This window comes from Alteromonas gilva, assembly GCF_028595265.1.
GTDB classification, from domain to species: Bacteria; Pseudomonadota; Gammaproteobacteria; order Enterobacterales; family Alteromonadaceae; genus Alteromonas; species Alteromonas gilva.
In genome coordinates, this window is record NZ_JAQQXP010000003.1 from 442,570 (window position 1) to 462,511 (window position 19,942).

Annotated in this window: 17 protein-coding genes and 5 tRNA genes; 12 read left to right on the forward strand and 10 right to left on the reverse strand. The window is 47.9% G+C overall.

The features are described 5' to 3' along the window. Positions 1-8 precede the first annotated feature (8 nt). The 6 genes from OIK42_RS18305 to folD form a co-directional block, all read right to left on the reverse strand. Positions 9-989, reverse strand: coding sequence for a phospholipase A (locus OIK42_RS18305; RefSeq protein ID WP_273642568.1), 981 nt, complete (start codon positions 987-989; stop codon positions 9-11). Then, entirely contained in the window at positions 949-1,803 is an 855-nt protein-coding gene (locus tag OIK42_RS18310) for an MBL fold metallo-hydrolase (protein ID WP_273642569.1), read from the reverse strand. Before OIK42_RS18310 ends, OIK42_RS18305 begins: the two co-directional genes overlap by 41 nt. Positions 1,804-1,841: 38 nt before the next feature. Then, positions 1,842-3,416 carry a proline--tRNA ligase gene (locus tag OIK42_RS18315; protein ID WP_273642570.1) on the reverse strand — a complete coding sequence of 525 codons (1,575 nt, stop codon included), beginning with the start codon at positions 3,414-3,416 and terminating at the stop codon, positions 1,842-1,844. A 61-nt stretch (positions 3,417-3,477) separates the two neighbouring features. Continuing rightward, on the reverse strand, positions 3,478-4,203 hold the full coding sequence (gene tsaA, locus OIK42_RS18320; protein WP_273642571.1) for a tRNA (N6-threonylcarbamoyladenosine(37)-N6)-methyltransferase TrmO: 726 nt from the start codon (positions 4,201-4,203) through the stop codon (positions 3,478-3,480). 204 nt (positions 4,204-4,407) lie between these two features. Then, positions 4,408-4,971, reverse strand: a complete 564-nt coding sequence (locus tag OIK42_RS18325; RefSeq protein WP_273642572.1) for a DUF1415 domain-containing protein — start codon at positions 4,969-4,971, stop codon at positions 4,408-4,410. Next, positions 4,968-5,822, reverse strand: a complete 855-nt coding sequence (gene folD, locus OIK42_RS18330) for a bifunctional methylenetetrahydrofolate dehydrogenase/methenyltetrahydrofolate cyclohydrolase FolD (protein WP_273642573.1) — start codon at positions 5,820-5,822, stop codon at positions 4,968-4,970. Before folD ends, OIK42_RS18325 begins: the two co-directional genes overlap by 4 nt. Before the next feature lie 239 nt (positions 5,823-6,061). Between folD and OIK42_RS18335 the strand changes: the two genes are divergently transcribed. From OIK42_RS18335 to OIK42_RS18385, 11 genes are all read left to right on the forward strand, one after another. Continuing rightward, positions 6,062-6,138, forward strand: a tRNA-Pro gene (locus tag OIK42_RS18335). 25 nt (positions 6,139-6,163) lie between these two features. Then, positions 6,164-6,240, forward strand: a tRNA-Arg gene (locus OIK42_RS18340). 83 nt (positions 6,241-6,323) lie between these two features. Continuing rightward, a tRNA-His gene (locus OIK42_RS18345) sits at positions 6,324-6,399 on the forward strand. A 7-nt stretch (positions 6,400-6,406) separates the two neighbouring features. Further along, positions 6,407-6,491 (forward strand) — tRNA-Leu (locus tag OIK42_RS18350). 22 nt (positions 6,492-6,513) lie between these two features. Then, positions 6,514-6,590: transfer RNA gene (locus OIK42_RS18355), tRNA-Pro, on the forward strand. A 523-nt stretch (positions 6,591-7,113) separates the two neighbouring features. Further along, positions 7,114-8,418 carry a trigger factor gene (gene tig, locus OIK42_RS18360; RefSeq protein WP_273642574.1) on the forward strand — a complete coding sequence of 435 codons (1,305 nt, stop codon included), beginning with the start codon at positions 7,114-7,116 and terminating at the stop codon, positions 8,416-8,418. A gap of 95 nt (positions 8,419-8,513) precedes the next feature. Next, the gene (gene clpP, locus OIK42_RS18365) at positions 8,514-9,143 is read left to right on the forward strand and encodes an ATP-dependent Clp endopeptidase proteolytic subunit ClpP (protein ID WP_273642669.1); all 630 of its coding nucleotides are present in this window, start codon (positions 8,514-8,516) and stop codon (positions 9,141-9,143) included. Between the two features lie 64 nt (positions 9,144-9,207). Further along, the gene (gene clpX, locus OIK42_RS18370; RefSeq protein WP_273642575.1) at positions 9,208-10,485 is read left to right on the forward strand and encodes an ATP-dependent protease ATP-binding subunit ClpX; all 1,278 of its coding nucleotides are present in this window, start codon (positions 9,208-9,210) and stop codon (positions 10,483-10,485) included. Positions 10,486-10,647: 162 nt separating this feature from the next. Then, positions 10,648-13,005 (forward strand): endopeptidase La, encoded by a 2,358-nt coding sequence (gene lon / locus OIK42_RS18375; protein ID WP_273642576.1) that lies wholly within the window; start codon positions 10,648-10,650, stop codon positions 13,003-13,005. A 328-nt stretch (positions 13,006-13,333) separates the two neighbouring features. Continuing rightward, positions 13,334-13,606: a nucleoid-associated protein HU-beta gene (hupB, locus tag OIK42_RS18380; protein ID WP_273642578.1), complete on the forward strand. Its 273-nt coding sequence runs from the start codon at positions 13,334-13,336 to the stop codon at positions 13,604-13,606. Positions 13,607-13,805: 199 nt separating this feature from the next. Continuing rightward, positions 13,806-15,692, forward strand: coding sequence for a SurA N-terminal domain-containing protein (locus tag OIK42_RS18385; RefSeq protein ID WP_273642579.1), 1,887 nt, complete (start codon positions 13,806-13,808; stop codon positions 15,690-15,692). A gap of 85 nt (positions 15,693-15,777) precedes the next feature. On the opposite strand, the gene OIK42_RS18390 is transcribed toward OIK42_RS18385, so the two are convergent. From OIK42_RS18390 to rpsT, 4 genes are all read right to left on the reverse strand, one after another. Further along, positions 15,778-15,987 carry a hypothetical protein gene (locus OIK42_RS18390; RefSeq protein ID WP_273642672.1) on the reverse strand — a complete coding sequence of 70 codons (210 nt, stop codon included), beginning with the start codon at positions 15,985-15,987 and terminating at the stop codon, positions 15,778-15,780. Between the two features lie 465 nt (positions 15,988-16,452). Then, a complete protein-coding gene (gene olsF, locus OIK42_RS18395; protein WP_273642580.1) occupies positions 16,453-18,171 on the reverse strand; it encodes a bifunctional ornithine lipid synthase OlsF in 1,719 nt (572 codons plus the stop codon). 221 nt (positions 18,172-18,392) lie between these two features. Beyond that, positions 18,393-19,193 carry a UDP-2,3-diacylglucosamine diphosphatase gene (locus OIK42_RS18400; protein ID WP_273642581.1) on the reverse strand — a complete coding sequence of 267 codons (801 nt, stop codon included), beginning with the start codon at positions 19,191-19,193 and terminating at the stop codon, positions 18,393-18,395. Between the two features lie 165 nt (positions 19,194-19,358). Beyond that, positions 19,359-19,622 carry a 30S ribosomal protein S20 gene (rpsT, locus tag OIK42_RS18405; protein WP_273642582.1) on the reverse strand — a complete coding sequence of 88 codons (264 nt, stop codon included), beginning with the start codon at positions 19,620-19,622 and terminating at the stop codon, positions 19,359-19,361. Positions 19,623-19,668: 46 nt separating this feature from the next. Between rpsT and OIK42_RS18410 the strand changes: the two genes are divergently transcribed. Continuing rightward, positions 19,669-19,938: a hypothetical protein gene (locus OIK42_RS18410; protein WP_273642583.1), complete on the forward strand. Its 270-nt coding sequence runs from the start codon at positions 19,669-19,671 to the stop codon at positions 19,936-19,938. Positions 19,939-19,942: the final 4 nt, after the last annotated feature.

Genomic DNA, 19,942 nt, shown 5'->3' on the forward strand with positions numbered 1-19,942 from the left:
GAAGCGGGCTAAAACGAGGTCAGCTGAAAACCAATTCCGATGCGATTCTGGCGGCGATTGTAATCTATCAGGCTGTCGCCATAGCCATTAAAGTACTGCAAGGCGAGCTCATAACGCGGCGATAGTGGATAGCTTAATGATAGCTCTACACTGCCGCGATTATTATCCCACGACAGATTGTTGCGTAACCGGGTGAGCAATCCCCAGCGACCAAAACGGGTGCCGTAGCCAATTTCAATGCGGCCGTAATAGTCATTAATATTGGGATTGTCGTCGCCGGTGGGATCGTCGGGTGAGGTTTTCGCGTCTTCCGGGATGCGATACCAGGTTCTGAGATAGTAAATGTCATCGGCATCGCTGAACAAATTCGTCAGCATGATACGGTTCCAACTGCGTGAACGTTCCTCACTTTGACCATTGGACATGTGATTAAAGCCTAATTGCAGCGCGTTAAAGTCGATGCCCAGTATCTTTATGCCGGTATTCCACTGGTAGAATATTTCTGGCTCGTAATTGGTCTCACGAAAGGGCTTGGAAACCTCATTATTATACAGTTGCCAAAAAGAGGTCAGGGTAAAACCAAAATACACGCCCTCAACCGATTCTGTGCGGGTATACAGAGGCAATTTAATACTAATCTGAAACTTGGCCTCTTTGTTATCGACGTTGTCGGTGTTTAACCCGGCATTACCTAAAGCATTGGGGTTGTCGGTGTAGGTAAAAGGCAGAAAATAATTACGTTTGTACTGGGTAATGGCAAAGGCATTCCCTAACAGTTGTTTGTCTGCTTCGAATCGGCGACTAAACACACTGGGTCGGGCGATTAACCCGCCTTGTCGTGTGGTGGTGGCGTGTGCCTGAGTGTCTTGCTTATCATCACCAGGTTGTTCTGCGGCGATGACAAAATTCGTTGTGGCGAACACGAATAAGATGCCTGATAAAATCCGGCTACTGGCCTTGAGCGGCAAAATCAATGGTAAGTCCTTCATAAGCGGCGACGAGCTCCAGCGGTGATTCGGCGATGTTGATGTACTGGTTGCAATGTTCAATCACCGCGTCGATGTCTTCATCCGTGCGGCTTGGGTCATGACTGTAGAGAGCAAGTCGTTTGGCGTTACATGCCATTGCCAGCTTGACAGCTTCTTCGGCAACGGAGTGTCCCCAACCACTTTTTTCCGGCATATCGCTGAGCATGTACTGCGCATCGTGAATAATGAGATCAGCATTGCGCGCAAAATCAACAAAGGCCAGAAAGTCGGTGTCTTTTTTATAAGGCGGATAGAGTTCGTTGTCGGTAATGTAAGCAACCTTGTAGCCATTTTCGGCGATGGCGTAGGCACTGCCTTTTCCAGGGTGATTCATCGGCAGCCGGCTAATGGTTGCACCGTTTAGTTTCCAGTGTTCAACGTTTGCCGGTTGCGGGTTAATTGAAATCTTAGCGGCCAATGCAGAAAAAGGCACCGGAAACACCGAGCCCTGCATTTGCTTAATAATGGCATCGTCTTCCGGCAGGTTGGTTTGCCCCGGGGTGATATTGATCTCCCGGCCAGACTGATAGATCGGGGCAAAAAAAGGAAAGCCCTGAATATGATCCCAGTGGTTGTGCGTTAGCAGTATGTTCACCGGGGTGTCCTTTTTAATCAGCTTATCGCCGAGTAAACGGATACCGGTGCCCGCATCAAGGACGATGTCGGTACCGTCACTTAGCTCGATATGCACGCACGCAGTATTGCCGCCATAGCGCACGTATTGCGCGCCCGGTGTTGGAATGGAACCTCTCACACCATAGAAGGCTAACTGCATGCTGAATCCTTGCTGACGCCGGTGTAAACCGGCACTACTTACAATGCGCCAATAAATGCCGCCGCTTCAGATAAGTTTAATAGAGTTTTTTCGCCCGTGCGGCGATTTTTGTACTCAATTTGTTGATTATCTAAATTACGTTCGCCAATGACGATGCTATGCGGCACGCCAACTAATTCCATGTCTTTAAACATCACGCCCGGGCGTTCTTTGCGATCATCAAACAACACATCAACCCCGCTTGCGACTAACTCGGCGTATAGTGCCTCCGCGGCTTCCTGAATGCGCTGTGACTTATGCATGTTCATCGGGATCAGGGCAATTTTAAACGGCGCGATGGGATCCGGCCAAATGATGCCGTGTTCATCATGGTTTTGTTCAATTGCCGCAGCAACGATGCGTGAAACACCAATGCCATAGCAACCCATGCTCAAAATTTCGTGCTTGCCGGTTTCGTTCAGCACACCACAATTCATGGCTTTGGAATATTTATCGCCCAGCTGGAATATATGTCCTACCTCAATACCGCGCTTGATTTCGATGCTGCCTTTGCCATCCGGCGACGGATCACCGGCTTCAATGTTACGCAGATCAGCAGCGCTAATCGATGCATCCTTCAGGGCCGCTGCCGCAACGTAGTCGGCAATCACCGGCACACTAACATCAGCCAGGTTAACCGCATCACTGCCTGTGCCCAGTACTGCTTTAAAGGTGTCTTCACTGGCGATTACCAAAGGTGCGGCAACATCTGTTAATTTTTCTGCCTTAATATCATTGAGGCTGTGCGCCGCTGACAACACCAACAACACCCATTCAGGGGCATCGTCGTTTTCTTCGTTGCTTTCGGCTTTAACCAGAATATATTGCAGCGCATCGACGGTCGCCGTGTCCAGCGGTAACGTCTCTGCCATCTCTACGTTGGCGGCGTAATCAGATTCACTGGAAAAGGCAATAGCGTCTTCGCCGGAGGCGGCTAATACATGGAATTCGTGGGAGACACTGCCACCAATTGAACCTGAGTCGGCAATTACCGCGCGGTAATCTAACTGCATGCGTTCGAAAATACTGCAGTAAGCTTTATACATGTCATCGTAAGTTTGCTGCAGCGATTCAGGCGTTAAATGAAAGCTATAGGCGTCTTTCATGGTGAATTCGCGGCCACGCATAACCCCAAACCGCGGGCGAACTTCGTCGCGGAATTTGGTTTGAATTTGATAAAGGTTGAGCGGTAGCTGCTTGTAGCTGCTGATTTCGTTGCTCACCAACGCGGTGATCACTTCTTCGTGCGTCGGGCCTAATACAAAATCGCGCTGGTGGCGGTCTTTAATGCGCAGCAGTTCCGGGCCGTATTCTTCCCAACGGCCTGATTCCTGCCACAAATCAGCAGGCTGCACTACCGGCATAAGCACTTCAACGGCACCGGCTTTGTTCATTTCTTCCCGAACAATATTGGCAACCTTGTTTAATACCCGCAGTCCGGTCGGTAGCCAGGTGTAAAGACCGGCAGCGAGTTTGCGGACCATACCGGCCCTGAGCATAAGCTGATGACTGATAATCTCAGCGTCAGCAGGTGTTTCTTTTTGTGTTGCTAATAAGTACTGACTAGTGCGCATTGGTTGCGTTTATCCGTTGAATGATTACAAAACCCACGTATTCTAGCAGCGTTAACTGCGCTTACATAGCCCTGTCGGGCAGTTGTTCTATTGCCGTCACCACGACCGTGGCATTTTTTACCTGCCAGTGAATATCACGGTCGTAAAAAATCACCCGGTAAGTCCTGGCATCGTTGTTTTCCCGTTGCCGGTAGGCCGGGCGCGGATCCTGACCCAGACACTGCACAATTAGCGCGCGCAGATCTTCGTGAGGTTGCTGCAACAGTTGTCTGGTTGCAGCAGGAGTAAACTCCACATGCCGAGCCGGCAGTGGATGCTGGTCTAGCAAGGTTGCCTTGGCATCGACAATACTGTCACTGTACGCCAGATAGGGTTTAACATCGATAATAGGCGTACCGTCGAGTAAATCAATGCCGCTAACATGGAGTTTTATTTTTCCATTGATATGCTCCACACCCAGATTACGCACGGCCGACATGCCAATTCCGTTAGGTCGAAAGGTGCTGCGCGAGGCAAAAACACCGAGCCGGCTATTGCCACCTAAGCGCGGCGCTCTGACTGTTGGCGTCCAGCCCTGATCGAGGTTTTCGTGGAATAAAAACAATAACCACAAATGCGAGTAGGTGGATATTTCGCGCCAACAATTGGGATCATTGAATTCAGGCTCAAATGCGACCGTACCCTGAGCGTTGACCAGTGATGGCTGACGGGGAATGGCAAACTTTTGCTTAAAAGGCGAGGATAACGTGCCAATCGGCGTTAACTGATAAGCCCTGGGCTCAGACATAGGTTGCAACACTTTCGTAGTAGACTGAAATAAAAATCACATAGTTAGTATGTATAGTAACGTCACTATCGCATTACTGGTAGTCCCTGGAATACTTTTCGCCCGCTGCTTAGCGGGCTTTTTTATTTGCGCGACAGAGTGTGCAACGACGAGCACAGATAACGACGTCGCCATACAGGCGTAGCGAAATTAGTGAGGGTCTACTCAGTTGCCGGTGCCTGTCTTAAAGGCATTGAGTTGTTTTTTAAGGTGAGCGCAACCTAACCGTTCCGTTGTTGCAATGTTATTTTGCGGGATGCTTTCCGGTTGATCATAATAAGCTAAAGCCTGTTCAATATCGGCTTCGCGAATAATATGCATGACCGGGTGCGGCGCACGGTTAGTGTAGTGGCTGGGGGCATCTGCAGACTCCCCGGCAAACAGGTAGTCAGGATGAAAACTGGCAAGCTGGTAAATGCCTTCATACTGCCAGTGTTCCAGCGATTGCTGGGCCATGTCCATGAGCAACAGGTAGTCATCGAAGGACGCCCAGCCAGCAGACAGGACGATGAGCGTCGTTGATGTGTCACTGTGTTGGTCAAGGTAGTGAAATTCTGCCTGTAGTGCGTGAAGGACGTCAGCCATGTCATGAAACGAAAGATCAACGTAGCGAATACTGTTGCGTTCTCTGACATGGCGGGCAAAGGGGCAAAAATTATGGCCGATAACCATGCTGTCCAGCCAGCGTTCCACCTGCTGGCAGGCTACCGACAGTGTATCGCTACTCATGAGTGAAATTTAACGTAAGACTCCAGCGTGTTTTCAATCAGGCTGGCAACTGTCATTGGACCAACGCCACCGGGAACCGGCGTTATCCAGCCCGCGCGCTCCTTGGCTTTATCAAACTCTACGTCGCCAACCAGGGTACCATCAGCCGTGCGGTTGATACCTACATCAATAACAATGGCGCCGGGTTTAATCCAGTCTCCGGGAATAAACGCGGGTTTGCCCACTGCCACAACAAGCAAATCTGCCCGGCTTACATGACTTTTTAAGTCCTGGGTGAATTTATGACAGGTGGTGACGGTACAACCTGCCAGCAACAACTCTAAAGACATCGGGCGACCGACAATATTGGATGCGCCTACGATTACCGCATCCATGCCTTTAACCGGGCGTTTGGTTGCTTCAATCATTGTCATAATGCCTTTCGGCGTGCACGGGCGCAGGGCCGGAATACGTTGCGCCAAACGGCCAATATTGTAAGGGTGAAAACCGTCTACATCTTTGTGCGGATGAATACGTTCGAGAATTTCCTCGGCATTGAGACCGGCCGGTAACGGCAATTGCACCAGAATACCGTCGATGGTGTTGTCGGTATTAAGCTCATCGATCAGCGACAGCAGTTTTTCCTGTGAGGTATCGGCTGGCAAATCGTAAGAACGGGATTCGAAACCCACCTCATCACAGGCTTTACGTTTATTGGAAACATACACTTGTGAAGCCGGATCACTACCGACTAAAACAACAGCCAGGCCAGGCTGTCTTTTTTTGGCTGCTTTGAGTGAATCGACATAAATGGCGACGTCACGTCGTACTTGCTTGGCAATAAGCTTGCCGTCAATCAGGTGCGCGGTCATAGGAGCTGCTTAATTGTTAAGATTACAGATAACAGTTTATTTTCCCATATTTGTGCTCAACATGGCAAAGCCCTGTGATAATTTATTTACATTAAAGCAAAAAATGCTGGTTTTTTTACCGACTTGCTGTCTTTCTGAGCATCCGCAAATTTTCGGTAAAAAAGTGTTTGACGAGGTAGGGGCAAGCCGGTAATATGCGCCCCCCGTAGCGGTAGTGAAGTTCACACCATTACGACAGTCGGTGAGTGGCGCAGCTTGGTAGCGCACTTGTTTTGGGTACAAGGGGTCGCAGGTTCAAATCCTGTCTCACCGACCACTTTTTGTTAGCGTAGATTCGCCGAGCGTCCGTAGCTCAGCTGGATAGAGCAACGGCCTTCTAAGCCGTGGGTCGCAGGTTCGAATCCTGCCGGATGCGCCACGCGAAACCGGCAAAGCAAAAAGAAGTAAAATAATAGATACCTTACCAGTACTATTTTTGTATACTTAAGTAACACCTCAGTGGTGGGCGTAGCTCAGTTGGTAGAGCCCCGGATTGTGATTCCGGTTGTCGTGGGTTCAAGTCCCATCGTCCACCCCATTTCTTTGCGGGAGTGGTGGAATTGGTAGACACGCTGGATTTAGGTTCCAGTGCTTCACGGCGTGAGAGTTCAAGTCTCTCCTTCCGCACCATTTCAGTAAAACCAAATACAGTCGGTGAGTGGCGCAGCTTGGTAGCGCACTTGTTTTGGGTACAAGGGGTCGCAGGTTCAAATCCTGTCTCACCGACCATTTCTTAGTTATACGTTTCGCATTACTTATTTGTTGTGTTAGTTCGTCGCTCAGGGCGATGCCGCACATACAGTGTGCAATCGTTTCGTTTTACGCCTTCTTTGATTGAATTTTAACTCAGCGTGCTTTCGTTAATATTGTCTGACGATATCCGGGTATAATCTGTTTATTCTGTTGGCGTTCAACCCGCCGAATCGCTAGTGCCGATCGTGGGGTTTCTCCATAAGCTTTGCCAGCACCTGCATTGTCGTTCGACAACATCGATATAGTACTCGCTCATACTGCGGCTTTTTTAAGCGTTTTAGGGTTTAATTGTTAATTCTTTAACAAGCGTATCCAGAAAGCGCTGATTTATGCTCGACTCTGATGATGTCAAACTGTATACTACTGCGTCTTTTTAAGGCAGCGCGTACATTTAAGCGCGATGAAACGACCTCTTACCCAGAGTAATATTCACTTATAAAAAGTGGCGGGCGAGAGGCTGGAATATAAAGCGTATTAGGCGCAAAGTTGAGGTAATACAATGCAAGTTTCAGTCGAGACGACTCAGGGTTTAGAACGCCGTCTTACTATTACTGTTCCTGCTGAGTCAGTAGATAACGCTGTTAAATCGCGTTTACAGCAATTAGCTAAAACTCAGCGTATTAACGGTTTCCGTCCAGGTAAAGTACCAGTAAGCGTAATTAAGAAACGTTATGGGCAAGCGGTTCGTCAGGAAGTGTCTGGCGACGTAATGCAACAGAATTTCTATCAGGCCATCGTGCAGGAAAAAATTAATCCTGCTGGTATGCCTGCCTTTGAACTGACCAAAGACAAAGACGGGGAAGACCTGGAATTTGTCGCGAAGTTTGAAGTATACCCAGAAGTAGAAGTTAAGGGTGTTTCTGACATCGAGTTAGAGAAGACGGTTGTTGAAATCAACGACGAAGATCTTGATAACATGCTTGAAACACTGCAAAAGCAACACGGCGAATGGAAAGAAGTACGTCGTAAAGCTCGCAAAGACGATCGTATCGTGATTGACTTTGTTGGCACGGTTGACGGTGAAGAATTCGAAGGCGGTAAAGCCGAAGACTTTACACTGGAGCTGGGTAAAGAGCGCATGATTCCAGGCTTTGAAAAGCCGTTAGTGGGTGCTAAGAAAGGTGAAGAAGTCATCGTTGATGTGACTTTCCCTGAAGACTATCACGCTGAAGCGTTGAAGGGTAAAGACGCCCAGTTCACTGTTAACGTGAAGAAGGTCGAAGGCCTGACGTTACCCACTGTCGACGAAGAGTTTGCTAAACTGTTTGGTATCGAAGACGGTGACGTTGAAGCGCTGAAAGCCGAAGTGCGTAAAAACATGGAGCGTGAGTTAAGCCAGACACTTAAAGCACAGCTTAAAGAAAACGTGATTTCTAAACTGATTGAGAAGAACGAAGTTGACTTACCTGCTGCTCTGGTTGATCAGGAAGTTAACGCATTACGTGAACAAGCTAAGCAGCGCTTTAGCCAGCAAGGTGGTGGCGCCAACATGCCGGAACTGCCAGCAGAGTTGTTCACTGACAATGCCAAGCGTCGTGTTAGTATTGGTTTACTGTTGGGTGAAATCATCAAGCAGCAAGAGCTGAAAGCAGACCAGGACAAAGTTGACAGCCTGATCGAAACTATGGCGTCTGCGTATGAAGACCCACAGGAAGTTGTAGATTATTACAAAAATAATCAGGAACTGATGCAACAAATGCAAAATGTTGCGCTCGAAGAACAAGCCATCGAGTGGGTTGTTAGTCAGGCCAAAACGACTGAAGTAAATAAAGCGTTTGACGAGGTTATGAACAAACAGGGTTAATTTTATAATCCAAGTTTGACTTATCCTACACGCAACTGTTTAAATGCTCGGTCTGGTCCGAGCATTTTTATTTCTGTAAGTACTTAAGGTAACGCATAATGCATAGCCCGTTTGATCCAATGAATGCCCTGGTCCCAATGGTTGTTGAGCAAACAGCCAAGGGCGAGCGTTCGTACGATATTTATTCTCGTCTACTGAAAGAAAACGTTATTTTCTTAGTTGGTCAGGTTGAAGATCACATGGCCAACCTTATCGTGGCACAAATGTTGTTTCTGGAAGCTGAAAACCCAGAAAAAGATATCTTCTTGTATATCAACTCTCCAGGTGGTTCAGTAACCGCAGGGATGGCGATTTATGACACGATGCGGTTCATTAAGCCTGACGTCAGCACTGTTTGTGTGGGACAGGCGGCCAGTATGGGGGCATTTTTGCTATCCGGTGGCGCCAAAGGTAAGCGTTATTGTTTACCCAATGCGCGCGTTATGATTCACCAGCCGCTAGGTGGTTTCCAGGGTCAGGCGTCTGACTTTGAAATTCACGCCAGAGAAATTCTCAGTATTAAAGAAAAGCTGAATCGGTTAATGGCCGAGCATACCGGTCAGGAGTACGAAAAAGTCGCACATGATACCGATCGTGATAACTTCTTAAGTGCTGCTGAAGCCAAAGATTACGGTATTATCGATCAGGTTTTAACCAATCGATCTGACGCATCGGCGACTAAGTAGTATAGTTATATAAAAACCCGGCGCTGTATGTTGAGTTGACCGGGCAGTGTAGAGGCAAGAATCTATGAGCGATAAACAAGGCAGCGATGGCGATAATAAACTTCTGTATTGCTCGTTTTGTGGAAAAAGCCAACACGAAGTAAGAAAACTCATCGCCGGACCTTCAGTGTTCATTTGCGATGAGTGTGTTGAGCTTTGCAATGATATTATCCGGGAAGAGATCAAAGAGATCTCACCGAATAAACAGAATCAAAACGCATTACCGAAGCCACATGAAATTCATGGTCATTTAAATGATTACGTCATCGGTCAGGACCATGCCAAAAAAGTACTTTCTGTAGCGGTTTATAATCACTACAAGCGCCTGCGTAATGGCGATGTCCACGACGGAGTTGAGTTAGGTAAAAGTAATATTTTGCTTATCGGCCCGACCGGTAGCGGTAAAACATTGCTGGCCGAGACGCTGGCCCGCTTGTTAGACGTACCTTTCACGATGGCTGATGCCACCACGTTAACCGAAGCCGGTTATGTGGGTGAAGACGTTGAGAATATCATTCAGAAGCTATTGCAAAAGTGTGATTACGACGTCGAAAAAGCGCAGCGCGGTATTGTATATATCGACGAAATAGACAAAATCAGTCGCAAGTCTGATAACCCGTCGATTACCCGTGATGTATCCGGTGAAGGTGTTCAGCAGGCATTGCTGAAGCTCATCGAGGGGACAGTCGCGTCGGTGCCGCCGCAAGGCGGTCGTAAACATCCGCAGCAGGAGTTTTTACAGGTTGATACCTCGAAAATTCTGTTTATCTGTGGTGGTGCTTTTGCCGGGCTGGACAAAGTCATTGAGCAGCGCTCTGCTGTTGGCAGTGGCATGGGCTTTGGTGCCGAGGTTAAGTCTAAAGACAACAAACTGGCGGTCTCTGATCTGTTTCGCAAGGTTGAGCCTGAAGATCTGGTGAAGTACGGACTGATCCCGGAATTCATCGGCCGCTTGCCGGTCGTCACCAGTCTTGAAGAACTGAACGAAGAAGCGCTTATTCAGATCTTAAAAGAACCTAAAAATGCCATCACCAAGCAGTACGGTGCATTGTTTGCAATGGAAGATACCGAACTTGAGTTTCGCGAAGATGCGCTATTTGCTATTGCCAAAAAAGCCATGGACCGCAAAACAGGGGCGCGGGGACTGCGTTCTATCGTTGAAGCCGTACTACTGGAAACAATGTACGAGTTGCCTTCCATGGACAACGTCTCTAAAGTCGTTATCGATGAAACAGTTATCAAAGGGGAATCGAAACCCATACTGATTTACGATAACTCAGACAAAAAAGCTGCCAGCGAATAAGCCACAACAAAAAAGGCCCTTTATTAAGGGTCTTTTTTATATCAAAAGTGCACACTTTTAGGCTATGGTTAACATAGTTACAGTAAAACTATTACAGGTTGATTGAACTTTGTCGGCCTATCCCCATATAAGACACACTAGTAGCAAAATTAGAGAAGAAGTATGACGTCAGAGCGAGAAAATCGCATCGAAATTCCTGTACTGGCCTTACGGGACGTGGTTGTTTACCCCCATATGGTCATACCTTTATTTGTCGGGCGAGAAAAATCCATTCGTTGCCTTGAAGCGGCCATGGATAGTGACAAACAAATTTTTTTAGTCGCGCAAAAAGATGCCGGGGTCGATGAACCCAATACCGATGATATCTACACCGTCGGCACTATCGCGACCATTCTTCAATTACTGAAATTACCCGACGGTACAGTCAAGGTATTGGTGGAGGGTAATGTCCGCGGCGAAGTCGCAGAATATACCCAAACTGAACCGTATTTTACCGCCAAAATCGACCGTACAACCGACGAAGAACTGCCGGAAAGTGAGCAAGAAGTACTGATCCGCTCGGCGGTTTCGCAGTTTGAAGGGTACGTAAAACTTAATAAAAAAATCCCGCCTGAAGTACTTACCTCGTTAAACGGTATCGACGATGCTGCCAGACTTGCTGATACCATGGCAGCGCACATGCCGTTAAAGCTTGTTGAAAAGCAAAAAGTACTCGAAATGAAGGGCGTGAACGAACGTCTTGAGTACCTGATGGCGCTTATGGAAGGCGAGATCGATCTGCTGCAGGTTGAAAAGAAAATCCGTACCCGCGTTAAAAAGCAGATGGAAAAGTCGCAGCGTGAGTACTATCTGAATGAGCAAATGAAAGCCATTCAAAAAGAACTCGGTGAGCTCGATGATGCGCCCGATGAATTTGAAGCATTAAGCAAAAAGATCGAAGATGCAAAAATGCCTGCCGAAGCGCAGGATAAAGCTAAGGCTGAGTTGCAGAAGCTGAAAATGATGTCGCCGATGTCGGCGGAAGCGACCGTCGTGCGAAGCTATATCGATTGGTTAACCAGTGTGCCCTGGCATAAGCGCTCAGCGGTGAAAAAAGATCTGGCCAAAGCGGAAGAAGTTTTGGATGCCGACCATTATGGTCTCGAAAAGGTCAAAGAACGCATTATCGAATATCTCGCCGTACAACAACGTGTGCGTAAATTGAAAGGCCCTATTTTGTGTCTGGTGGGCCCACCGGGAGTGGGTAAAACCTCATTGGGGCAGTCGGTAGCCAAAGCAACCGGTCGCAAATATGTACGGATGGCTCTTGGCGGGGTGCGCGACGAAGCCGAGATCCGCGGGCACCGACGCACTTATATTGGCTCTTTACCAGGTAAGCTGATTCAGAAAATGTCTAAGGTAGGGGTTAAAAACCCGCTGTTCCTGCTCGATGAAATCGACAAGATGTCGTCTGACATGCGTGGCGATCCGTCATCGGCATTGCTGGAAGTACTCGACCCGGAGCAAAACAGCAGCTTCAGTGACCATTACCTGGAAGTGGACTATGACTTATCGGATGTGATGTTTGTTGCAACATCCAATAGCATGAACATACCAGGACCTTTACTGGACCGGATGGAAGTGATTCGTTTGTCCGGGTATACCGAAGACGAAAAACTCAACATTGCGACACGTCATTTGATTGCAAAACAGATAGAGCGTAATGGCCTGAAGAAAAACGAGCTCGAAATTGATGACTCGGCCATTATCGGTATGATTCGATATTATACCCGAGAAGCTGGCGTACGCTCACTGGAGCGAGAGATTTCTAAGGTCTGCCGCAAGGCCGTTAAAGATATTCTGCTCAACAAAGCCACTAAAAAAGTGCTGGTTACCCAGGAAAACCTCAAAGACTACTTAGGGGTGCAGCGCTTTGACTATGGTAAAGCGGATAAGAACAATCAAATTGGTCAGGTAACCGGTCTGGCGTGGACACAGGTGGGTGGCGATCTGTTAACCATTGAGACCACCTCCGTGCCCGGAAAAGGCAAAATGACTTCCACGGGTTCACTCGGCGATGTCATGCAGGAGTCTATCTCTGCTGCGATGACCGTGGTGCGTTCGCGCGCTGAGAAGTTACGCATTAATGGCGACTTCTATGAGAAGCGGGATATTCATGTGCACGTGCCGGAAGGGGCAACGCCGAAGGATGGCCCGAGTGCTGGTATCGCGATGTGTACTGCGTTGGTGTCTTCGTTAACCGGAAATCCGGTTAAATGTGAAGTGGCAATGACCGGTGAAATTACCTTACGCGGAGAAGTATTAGCTATCGGCGGTCTTAAAGAGAAGCTTTTAGCAGCTCACCGGGGCGGTATAAAGACGGTTGTCATTCCCAAAGAAAACGAGCGCGATTTGGAAGAAATTCCAGACAATGTTAAACAAGATTTAGCCATTCACCCTGTGCAATGGATAGATGAAGTGCTGGATATTGCGTTGCAGGAACCGGTAGATAGCTTTAAACCGGTAGCGCTGGAGAGTTAATTCTGCACAATTGCACTCGCTATTTCTCAGCAATGGCGAGTGCTGCAGCCAATTTAGTTGCGCGATTGGTTGTTTTTTATTCATATGGTGTGACAAAAGCCGTTTTTTTTAACGTTGGGGGCTTCAAACTCCTAAAAGTTGTGATACCTTTACTGCTGTATTCGCTTGAAGCCTTGTCACTAAAGGGATGGCAGCGATTCAACTAAAAGTTAAAATATTGTAAAGCGAAGCTTGATGTTAATGTTCAAGCTTGCTATAACGTCTGTGCAATGAATTTAATTATTGCTTTGCGGACGAAAGCATAATAACAAACGAAGGGGATCTAATTGTGAACAAGTCTCAACTTATCGATAAAATTGCCGCTGGTGCAGATATTTCCAAAGCTGCTGCTGGGCGTGCACTTGACGCTTTCACTGACTCTGTAACAGATGCGCTGAAAGAAGGCGATCAAGTTGCTCTGGTTGGTTTTGGTACATTCTCTGTAAGAGAACGCTCTGCTCGTAGTGGTCGTAATCCTCAAACAGGTGAGACTATCGAAATTGCTGCAGCGAAAGTGCCTTCTTTCAAAGCAGGTAAAGCGCTGAAAGACGCTTGTAACTAAGCACAGATTTATGTTTTGAAAAGGCGATGGAACCTACCATCGCCTTTTTTATTGCTGTCACCAAAGGATTGGTAATACGGCATTCTATCCGGGTGAATGTTAAGCTATAATCCTCCCCTTATTTGTGCAGCCGTGTAAATGCGGGAACGTATTGTTTTGCGGTTGTAAGAGTTGTATGCAACGGAGTTAAAATCGAGTCATGCTAGAACGGATCAGAGAAGGGTCTCAGGGCCCATGGGCGATGGCGGTTATTGCCCTGATCGTATTAAGTTTTGTGTTTGCCGGCGTGAGCAGTTATGTCGGCTCAACCGGCACAACAGCGGCGGCAGAAGTGAACGGCGAAGCCATTAGTCAGCAGGACGTAGAGCGCGCCTACCAGTCACAACGGGCCCGTTTAGAGTCACAGTTTGGTGAAGGGGTAAGCGCATTATTCAGCGATGAAAATTATTTACGCGAATTCCGCATGAATGTGCTGGACCGTTTAATTGCTGATATGCTGGTTGAACAAAAGGCAGAAGAGCTGGGTTTACGTGTATCCGATCAGCAAATTCGCCAGGCAATCGTGGAGATGCCGGAGTTTCAGTCTGCCGGTAGTTTTGATAACGAACGGTATTTAATGTTACTGCGTCAAAATGGCTTCCAACCCAGTGATTTTCGCGATTATATGCGTCAGGAAATGACCCGTGAGCAGCTCGCCCGTGCTGTGTCAGCCAGTGACTTTAGCTTACCTCAGGAAGTAACGCTTGCACATCGTCTGCAAGGGCAAACCCGTGATGCCGAATACCTGATTGTCGACTCAGCACCTTTTGCCGCGAATATTGAGTTAAGCGACGAAGAAGTGGTGGAGTTTTATCAAAGCAATCTTGCTCGTTTCGATACTCAGGAAAAAGTGAATCTGGCATACGTTTTGTTGTCGATAGACCAACTTACTGATGGTGTCGAAGTCAGCGATGAGGAAATTGAGCAGGCGTATGAGGAAAATATTGGCCAGTATAAAACCACTGAAGAACGCCGTGTATCGCATATCCTGATTGAATTTGGTGATGATAAAGCGGCTGCTGAAGAGCAAGCCGAAGCACTGCTTGAGCAATTACAGCAAGGTCAGGACTTTGCAGAACTGGCGGCAGCGAACTCAGACGATACCTTCTCGGCAGAAAACGGTGGCGATCTTGATTTTATCACCCAGGGCATGATGGATCCGGCCTTTGATGAGGCTGCCTTTGATATTGCCAGTGTTGGTGATACATCGGAGTTGGTGGAAACTGATTTTGGTTATCACATTATTAAGCTAACCGATCTTAAGCCTGTGTCGGTGACCCCATTAAGTGAAGTCAGCGATGAAATTCGGGTGGATCTGGAAACCGATAAGGCCACCGATAAGTTTTACGCATTGCAATCAGAAATGGCTAACCTGGCCTTTGAAGTACCGGATACGCTGGAAGATGTTGCCGGTGCAGTCAATCGCCCCATCCAGGAAACTGGCCTGGTCACACAGGGTCAGGTAAAAGCGCCTCTGAATGTACCAGCGGTAACCAGTAAAATGTTTGATCCGGCATTTATTGCAGAAGGGCTGAACAGCGATATCATCGAAATCAGTGATGATCAGGTTGCGGTTGTGCGTGTTATTGGCCATGAGCCTCAGCGAACTCAGTCACTGGACGAAGTGCGTACCACTATCCTGGCTCAGCTTCGGGCGCAGAAAGCGCAAGAGGCGGCTGCTGCCTGGGCGCGCGGTATCGTAGAACAAATCAAGGCTGGTGAAGAGCCGGCGCTCACCGTTAATGATATGACCGTTGAGTGGCAGCAAAAGGAAGCGATTACCCGCAATAGCAGCGAACTTCCTCGGAACCTGGTTTCAACAGTGTTCACCTTGAGCACCACTGCGCCAAATAACATCGAAGTCAGCAATTTAAGTTCAGGTGATGTCGGTGTGGTTCGGTTAACGGCCGTTAATCAGCCTGAGGCCCTTCCTGAAGAGCAGCTGGAGAGTTTTAAACAGCAACTAACCGCTTCAAAAAGCCAGGCCAACTACCAAAGCTTTGTTGATGCGTTGCGTGCAGCGGCGGATGTCACTATCAATCTGTAATACCTGGTTTAACCACATTATTGATTGCTACTAAAAAACAGGTCTTCGGACCTGTTTTTTTATGTCTGTTGGATGTGACGCTCGGTTAATGAGTCAGCCAGTACATCAGAGTAAAAAATGCCGCAATGACGCAAGAAAACAGCAATATATATTTAAAGCCCTGTTTGCCGTCGGCCACGCTATAGTTATTGATGGTGAGATAGCCAAACCAAATAAGGCTGAGTATTAAAGGAATGAGGACAATTATTTTTATCATAAGCACAGCACCATTTTTAAATAACGTTTCATAAAGCATACGTTAAGTGTTTCCTTTGGGGGCAATAAGATCAAGAATTAATTGCTCCGGTGATGACTCATATAGCCTGCGGGTTATCACCAAAGCAGTTCAGGACCGACGGTATTCAAGGGCCTGCGCTGTAACGGGGGCAGCTGTGAATGTCTGCTGCGCTAAATAGAAGGTGCGTTGTCGGTGCAAAGATGATTTAAGGCTGGCTGATGACGCCTTAACGCACATCTCATTAATAGCAACAACGCCGTTTAACAGTGACGGTGATAAGGTAACTGTTAAGACAGGCTTTGGCGTTGTATGCAGCCACAACAAGGAGACGCCCAGAGCATTAATCAAGCGGGACAAAAAAAGGCCGCAAGCGGGTTGCAGCCTGAGGTTCGGTTATGCCCAAAGCGGGCATAAAGTAAGTACATACTTTCTTTACAGCCTTTATTCAAATAGTGATGTTTGCGTCTGCGTATAACATTGCTATCAGGCCGTTTTAGCCAGCTGATGAGACAGAATATAGCGCTTACGTTTTTTTGGCAGTAGTTTAGCGGAGTCCACTACCACCAGGCCGTCAACACAGTCACAAAAGTCCGGGTCGATGTTGAAATCCAGGAAAGCCACCCCGTCACGCTCACAAACTTCGGTGTATTGCTTGTAAAGCGTTGGCACGTTAACGCCCATATTCGCCAGCAAATGTTTTAGCTGGGTGAATTCTTTTTTGTAGTCTTCACCGTTAAACGAGGTGAGGTTTTCTGCTGCCACGTTAAAGGGAACCTTGGCGCTTGCCTGGCCAAAGCGGGCCGGAAAGTAGGTGGCATAAAACTGTACAATTAAATGTTTGGCGGGCTGCGGATAGCTGTCGCTTAAACTCACCGGACCAAACAGGTAGCGGTAGCCAGGATAGCGGTTTAAGAACGCACCGATGCCAATCCACAGGTAATCAAGACTGCGTTTACCCCAATAGCGCGGCTGAACAAAACTGCGTCCCAGTTCAAGGCCGTTCTCAAACAAAGCAGGATTATGATCCGCATAATTAAATAAGGTCGCCGAATACAGACCGGTAGGGTGATCGGGCTTGCTCAATATACGCGCATCACCAAATCGATAAGCGCCTACAATTTCTAAATCTGTCGCATCCCACAAAATCAGATGGTAGTAATGATTATCGTATTTATCGATATCACGCCGCTGCAATGTTCCTTCGCCAACCGCGCGAAATGCAATTTCCCGTAGCCGGCCAATTTCACGCATGATCACCGAGCTGCCCTGGTGGAGGTACAGGTAAATATGTTTGCCATCAGCGGTTTCACCAAGATGCTCACAGGCCCGTATTGCTCTGGAGAGCTCCTTACGGTCTTCAGGCATGGCAATAGCAGCCTGAGTCGTAAAAATACCCTTACGATTGCTGCCAATGCGATACAGATGACGCTTAAATAGCTTAACCTGATCAGTAAGGCAAATTGACAGTGAATGAAAGCTACTAAACGGAATTAACTCGCCAATCCGCATCGGAATAGACTTGCGGCGTTGCTTAAACATCTCGGTAACCAACAACGCGGTAGCCAGCGGTTTGTAGACCATGGAGACACCGTAAAACAGCGGTGAATTTTTAGCGTCAATAAAGATGGGTAAAATAGGCGATTTCGTGTAGCGGGCGATGCGCAAAAATCCGCTGTGCCACTGGGTATCACGTACGCCCTGGGGACGCAAGCGCGACACTTCGCCGGCAGGGAAAATCAATACCGCCCCTTCGGCGGCCAGGTGCTCATGGATCGCGGCTAAATGTTGTTTAGGTGTACCGCCCTGCATATTGTTGACCGGTAGCAACCTATCGCGCAGAGGCTCGATGGCCATCAGCATTTGATTGGCGACGACTTTTAAATCATGGCGAATTTCTGAAATAAGTTTGATTAAGGCTAAACCGTCAATCGAACCAATAGGGTGGTTGGCAATGATGACAACGCGACCAGAATCCGGAATGCGCTCCCGTTCGGTATCCCGCACCGATGTGCTGACATTAAAATAATCAAGCACCTGCTCGACGAAATCGATATCGTGATAATGTGGGTATGCCTGGCCAAAGTCGGCAATCTCCCGCTCATGCAGCAAATGACGCAATACAAAACGTAATGGCTTGTTAAGCAAGTTGTGTTTTGCAACGTGAGGATAGTACTCACTGAGTAATTCATCGACAGTAAACATAGCGGATACACTTAAAGAAATTTTACCCAACATTAGCAGCCGTTTATGACGAAATGCGCACAGTACTGTTGCAGTTCTTTGACAAATGCGGCAGTGCGCTTGGCTAAGCGGGGGATGGATATCTAACGCCAGGCAGTCCACACGTTCTGCCAAATGGCAGGCACAACCAATTTGCTGCGCTGCCTGATATTCGCTGCGCTGCTTAATACTCGCTGCGCTGCTTAGGCAGCACGATTCGGTTTCACTGCGTCGGCCAGCACCGCAATGTGAGTGCGCTGTTTGAGGTATTCATGAAAGTGCACTAAGGATAATTCGCCGTTACGGCTTTCAACCAGGGCCGAACAGTTTTCTACCCAGTCACCGTCGTTAATGTAATGAACGCCATTGATCATCATGCTTTCCGGGTGGTGAATGTGGCCGCAGATAATACCATCAAGGCCGCGTTCGGCGGCGTAGTCACAGCCTGCATTACGATAGCGCTCAATCGCTTTATTGGCACCTTTGATGTGTTTTTTGATATAGCCGGCCAATGACCAGTAGTGGTTATTTCGCCAGGCTCTGAAACGGTTACACCAACGGTTAAGGAACAAAAGCAAATCGTAGCCCTTGTCGCCAATCCAGGCGTGAAACTTACCCAATGCCACATCAGCGTCAAACTGATCGCCATGCAGCACCAGATATCTCTTTCCTGAGGCGGTAGTGTGCACTAACTCACGTTCTATCTGGATGTCGCCAAAAGACATGCCGGCATATTTTTGAATGGGCGCGTCGTGATTACCCGGCAGATATACCACCCGGGTGCCACGATTGCTCATCGCCATTAGCTCGTGCATGACGCGATTATGGCTGTCCGGCCAGCGAAACTGCTTTTCCATTTGCCACATATCAACAATGTCACCAACCAGATACAGGGTATCGACAGAAATATTATGCAAAAATTCGAGCAGAAATTCGGCTTTACAGTCTTTATTGCCGAGATGGATATCCGATAACCAGACGGCGTTGTAATGAAGTGTTGGCATAGCGTCACCCTTGTCAGTCGCGAGCATTACTGTGCGGTACTGTAGCCGGGGCTATTGACAGTTAAGTGACGATGACTTGACGGTTTGGTGACGAGTAGTTGAAGGTTAAATGACAGGCATAAAAAAAGCGCCGAAGCGCTTTTTTAAACTATTCGTCGGTGGGGATTAACCCAGCGCTTTAATTTGCGCAGCCAGACGGCTCTTATGACGAGCAGCTTTGTTCTTGTGAATCAAACCTTTTGTAGCCATTCTGTCAAGAATTGGAGTGGCAGCAGTCAGTGCAGCCTGGGCACCTTCTTTATCACCAGAGGCGATAGCCGCTACTACTTTTTTAATACTTGTACGAGTCATGGAGCGACGGCTGGCATTATGCTGGCGACGCTTTTCGGCTTGAATTGCACGTTTCTTAGCAGACTTGATGTTAGCCAAGGTGTAACTCCCAAAAAAATTCATGTCAAAAACGAGGGTGCGGATTGTGCCTAGATACCGGCTATTTGTCAAACAATTTATCGAAGTTATCGGTATTTTTATTAACGGTGGTGATGACTGCCGTATTTTGCGACGCGCTGCGATACAACTTTTAACCGCTGCACAATACAATAAAGCGCCCTTTAAGGCAATACGTCTGCTTTGCCAAAGGCCGCTTTGGCTGCGGCATTGCGCCGCGGTGTACGCGCCGTGGCTGGCTATCGCCCATGCCATATGGCGAGGTGATACGCAGACATTAACCGCACAATTTAGTTAGCTCA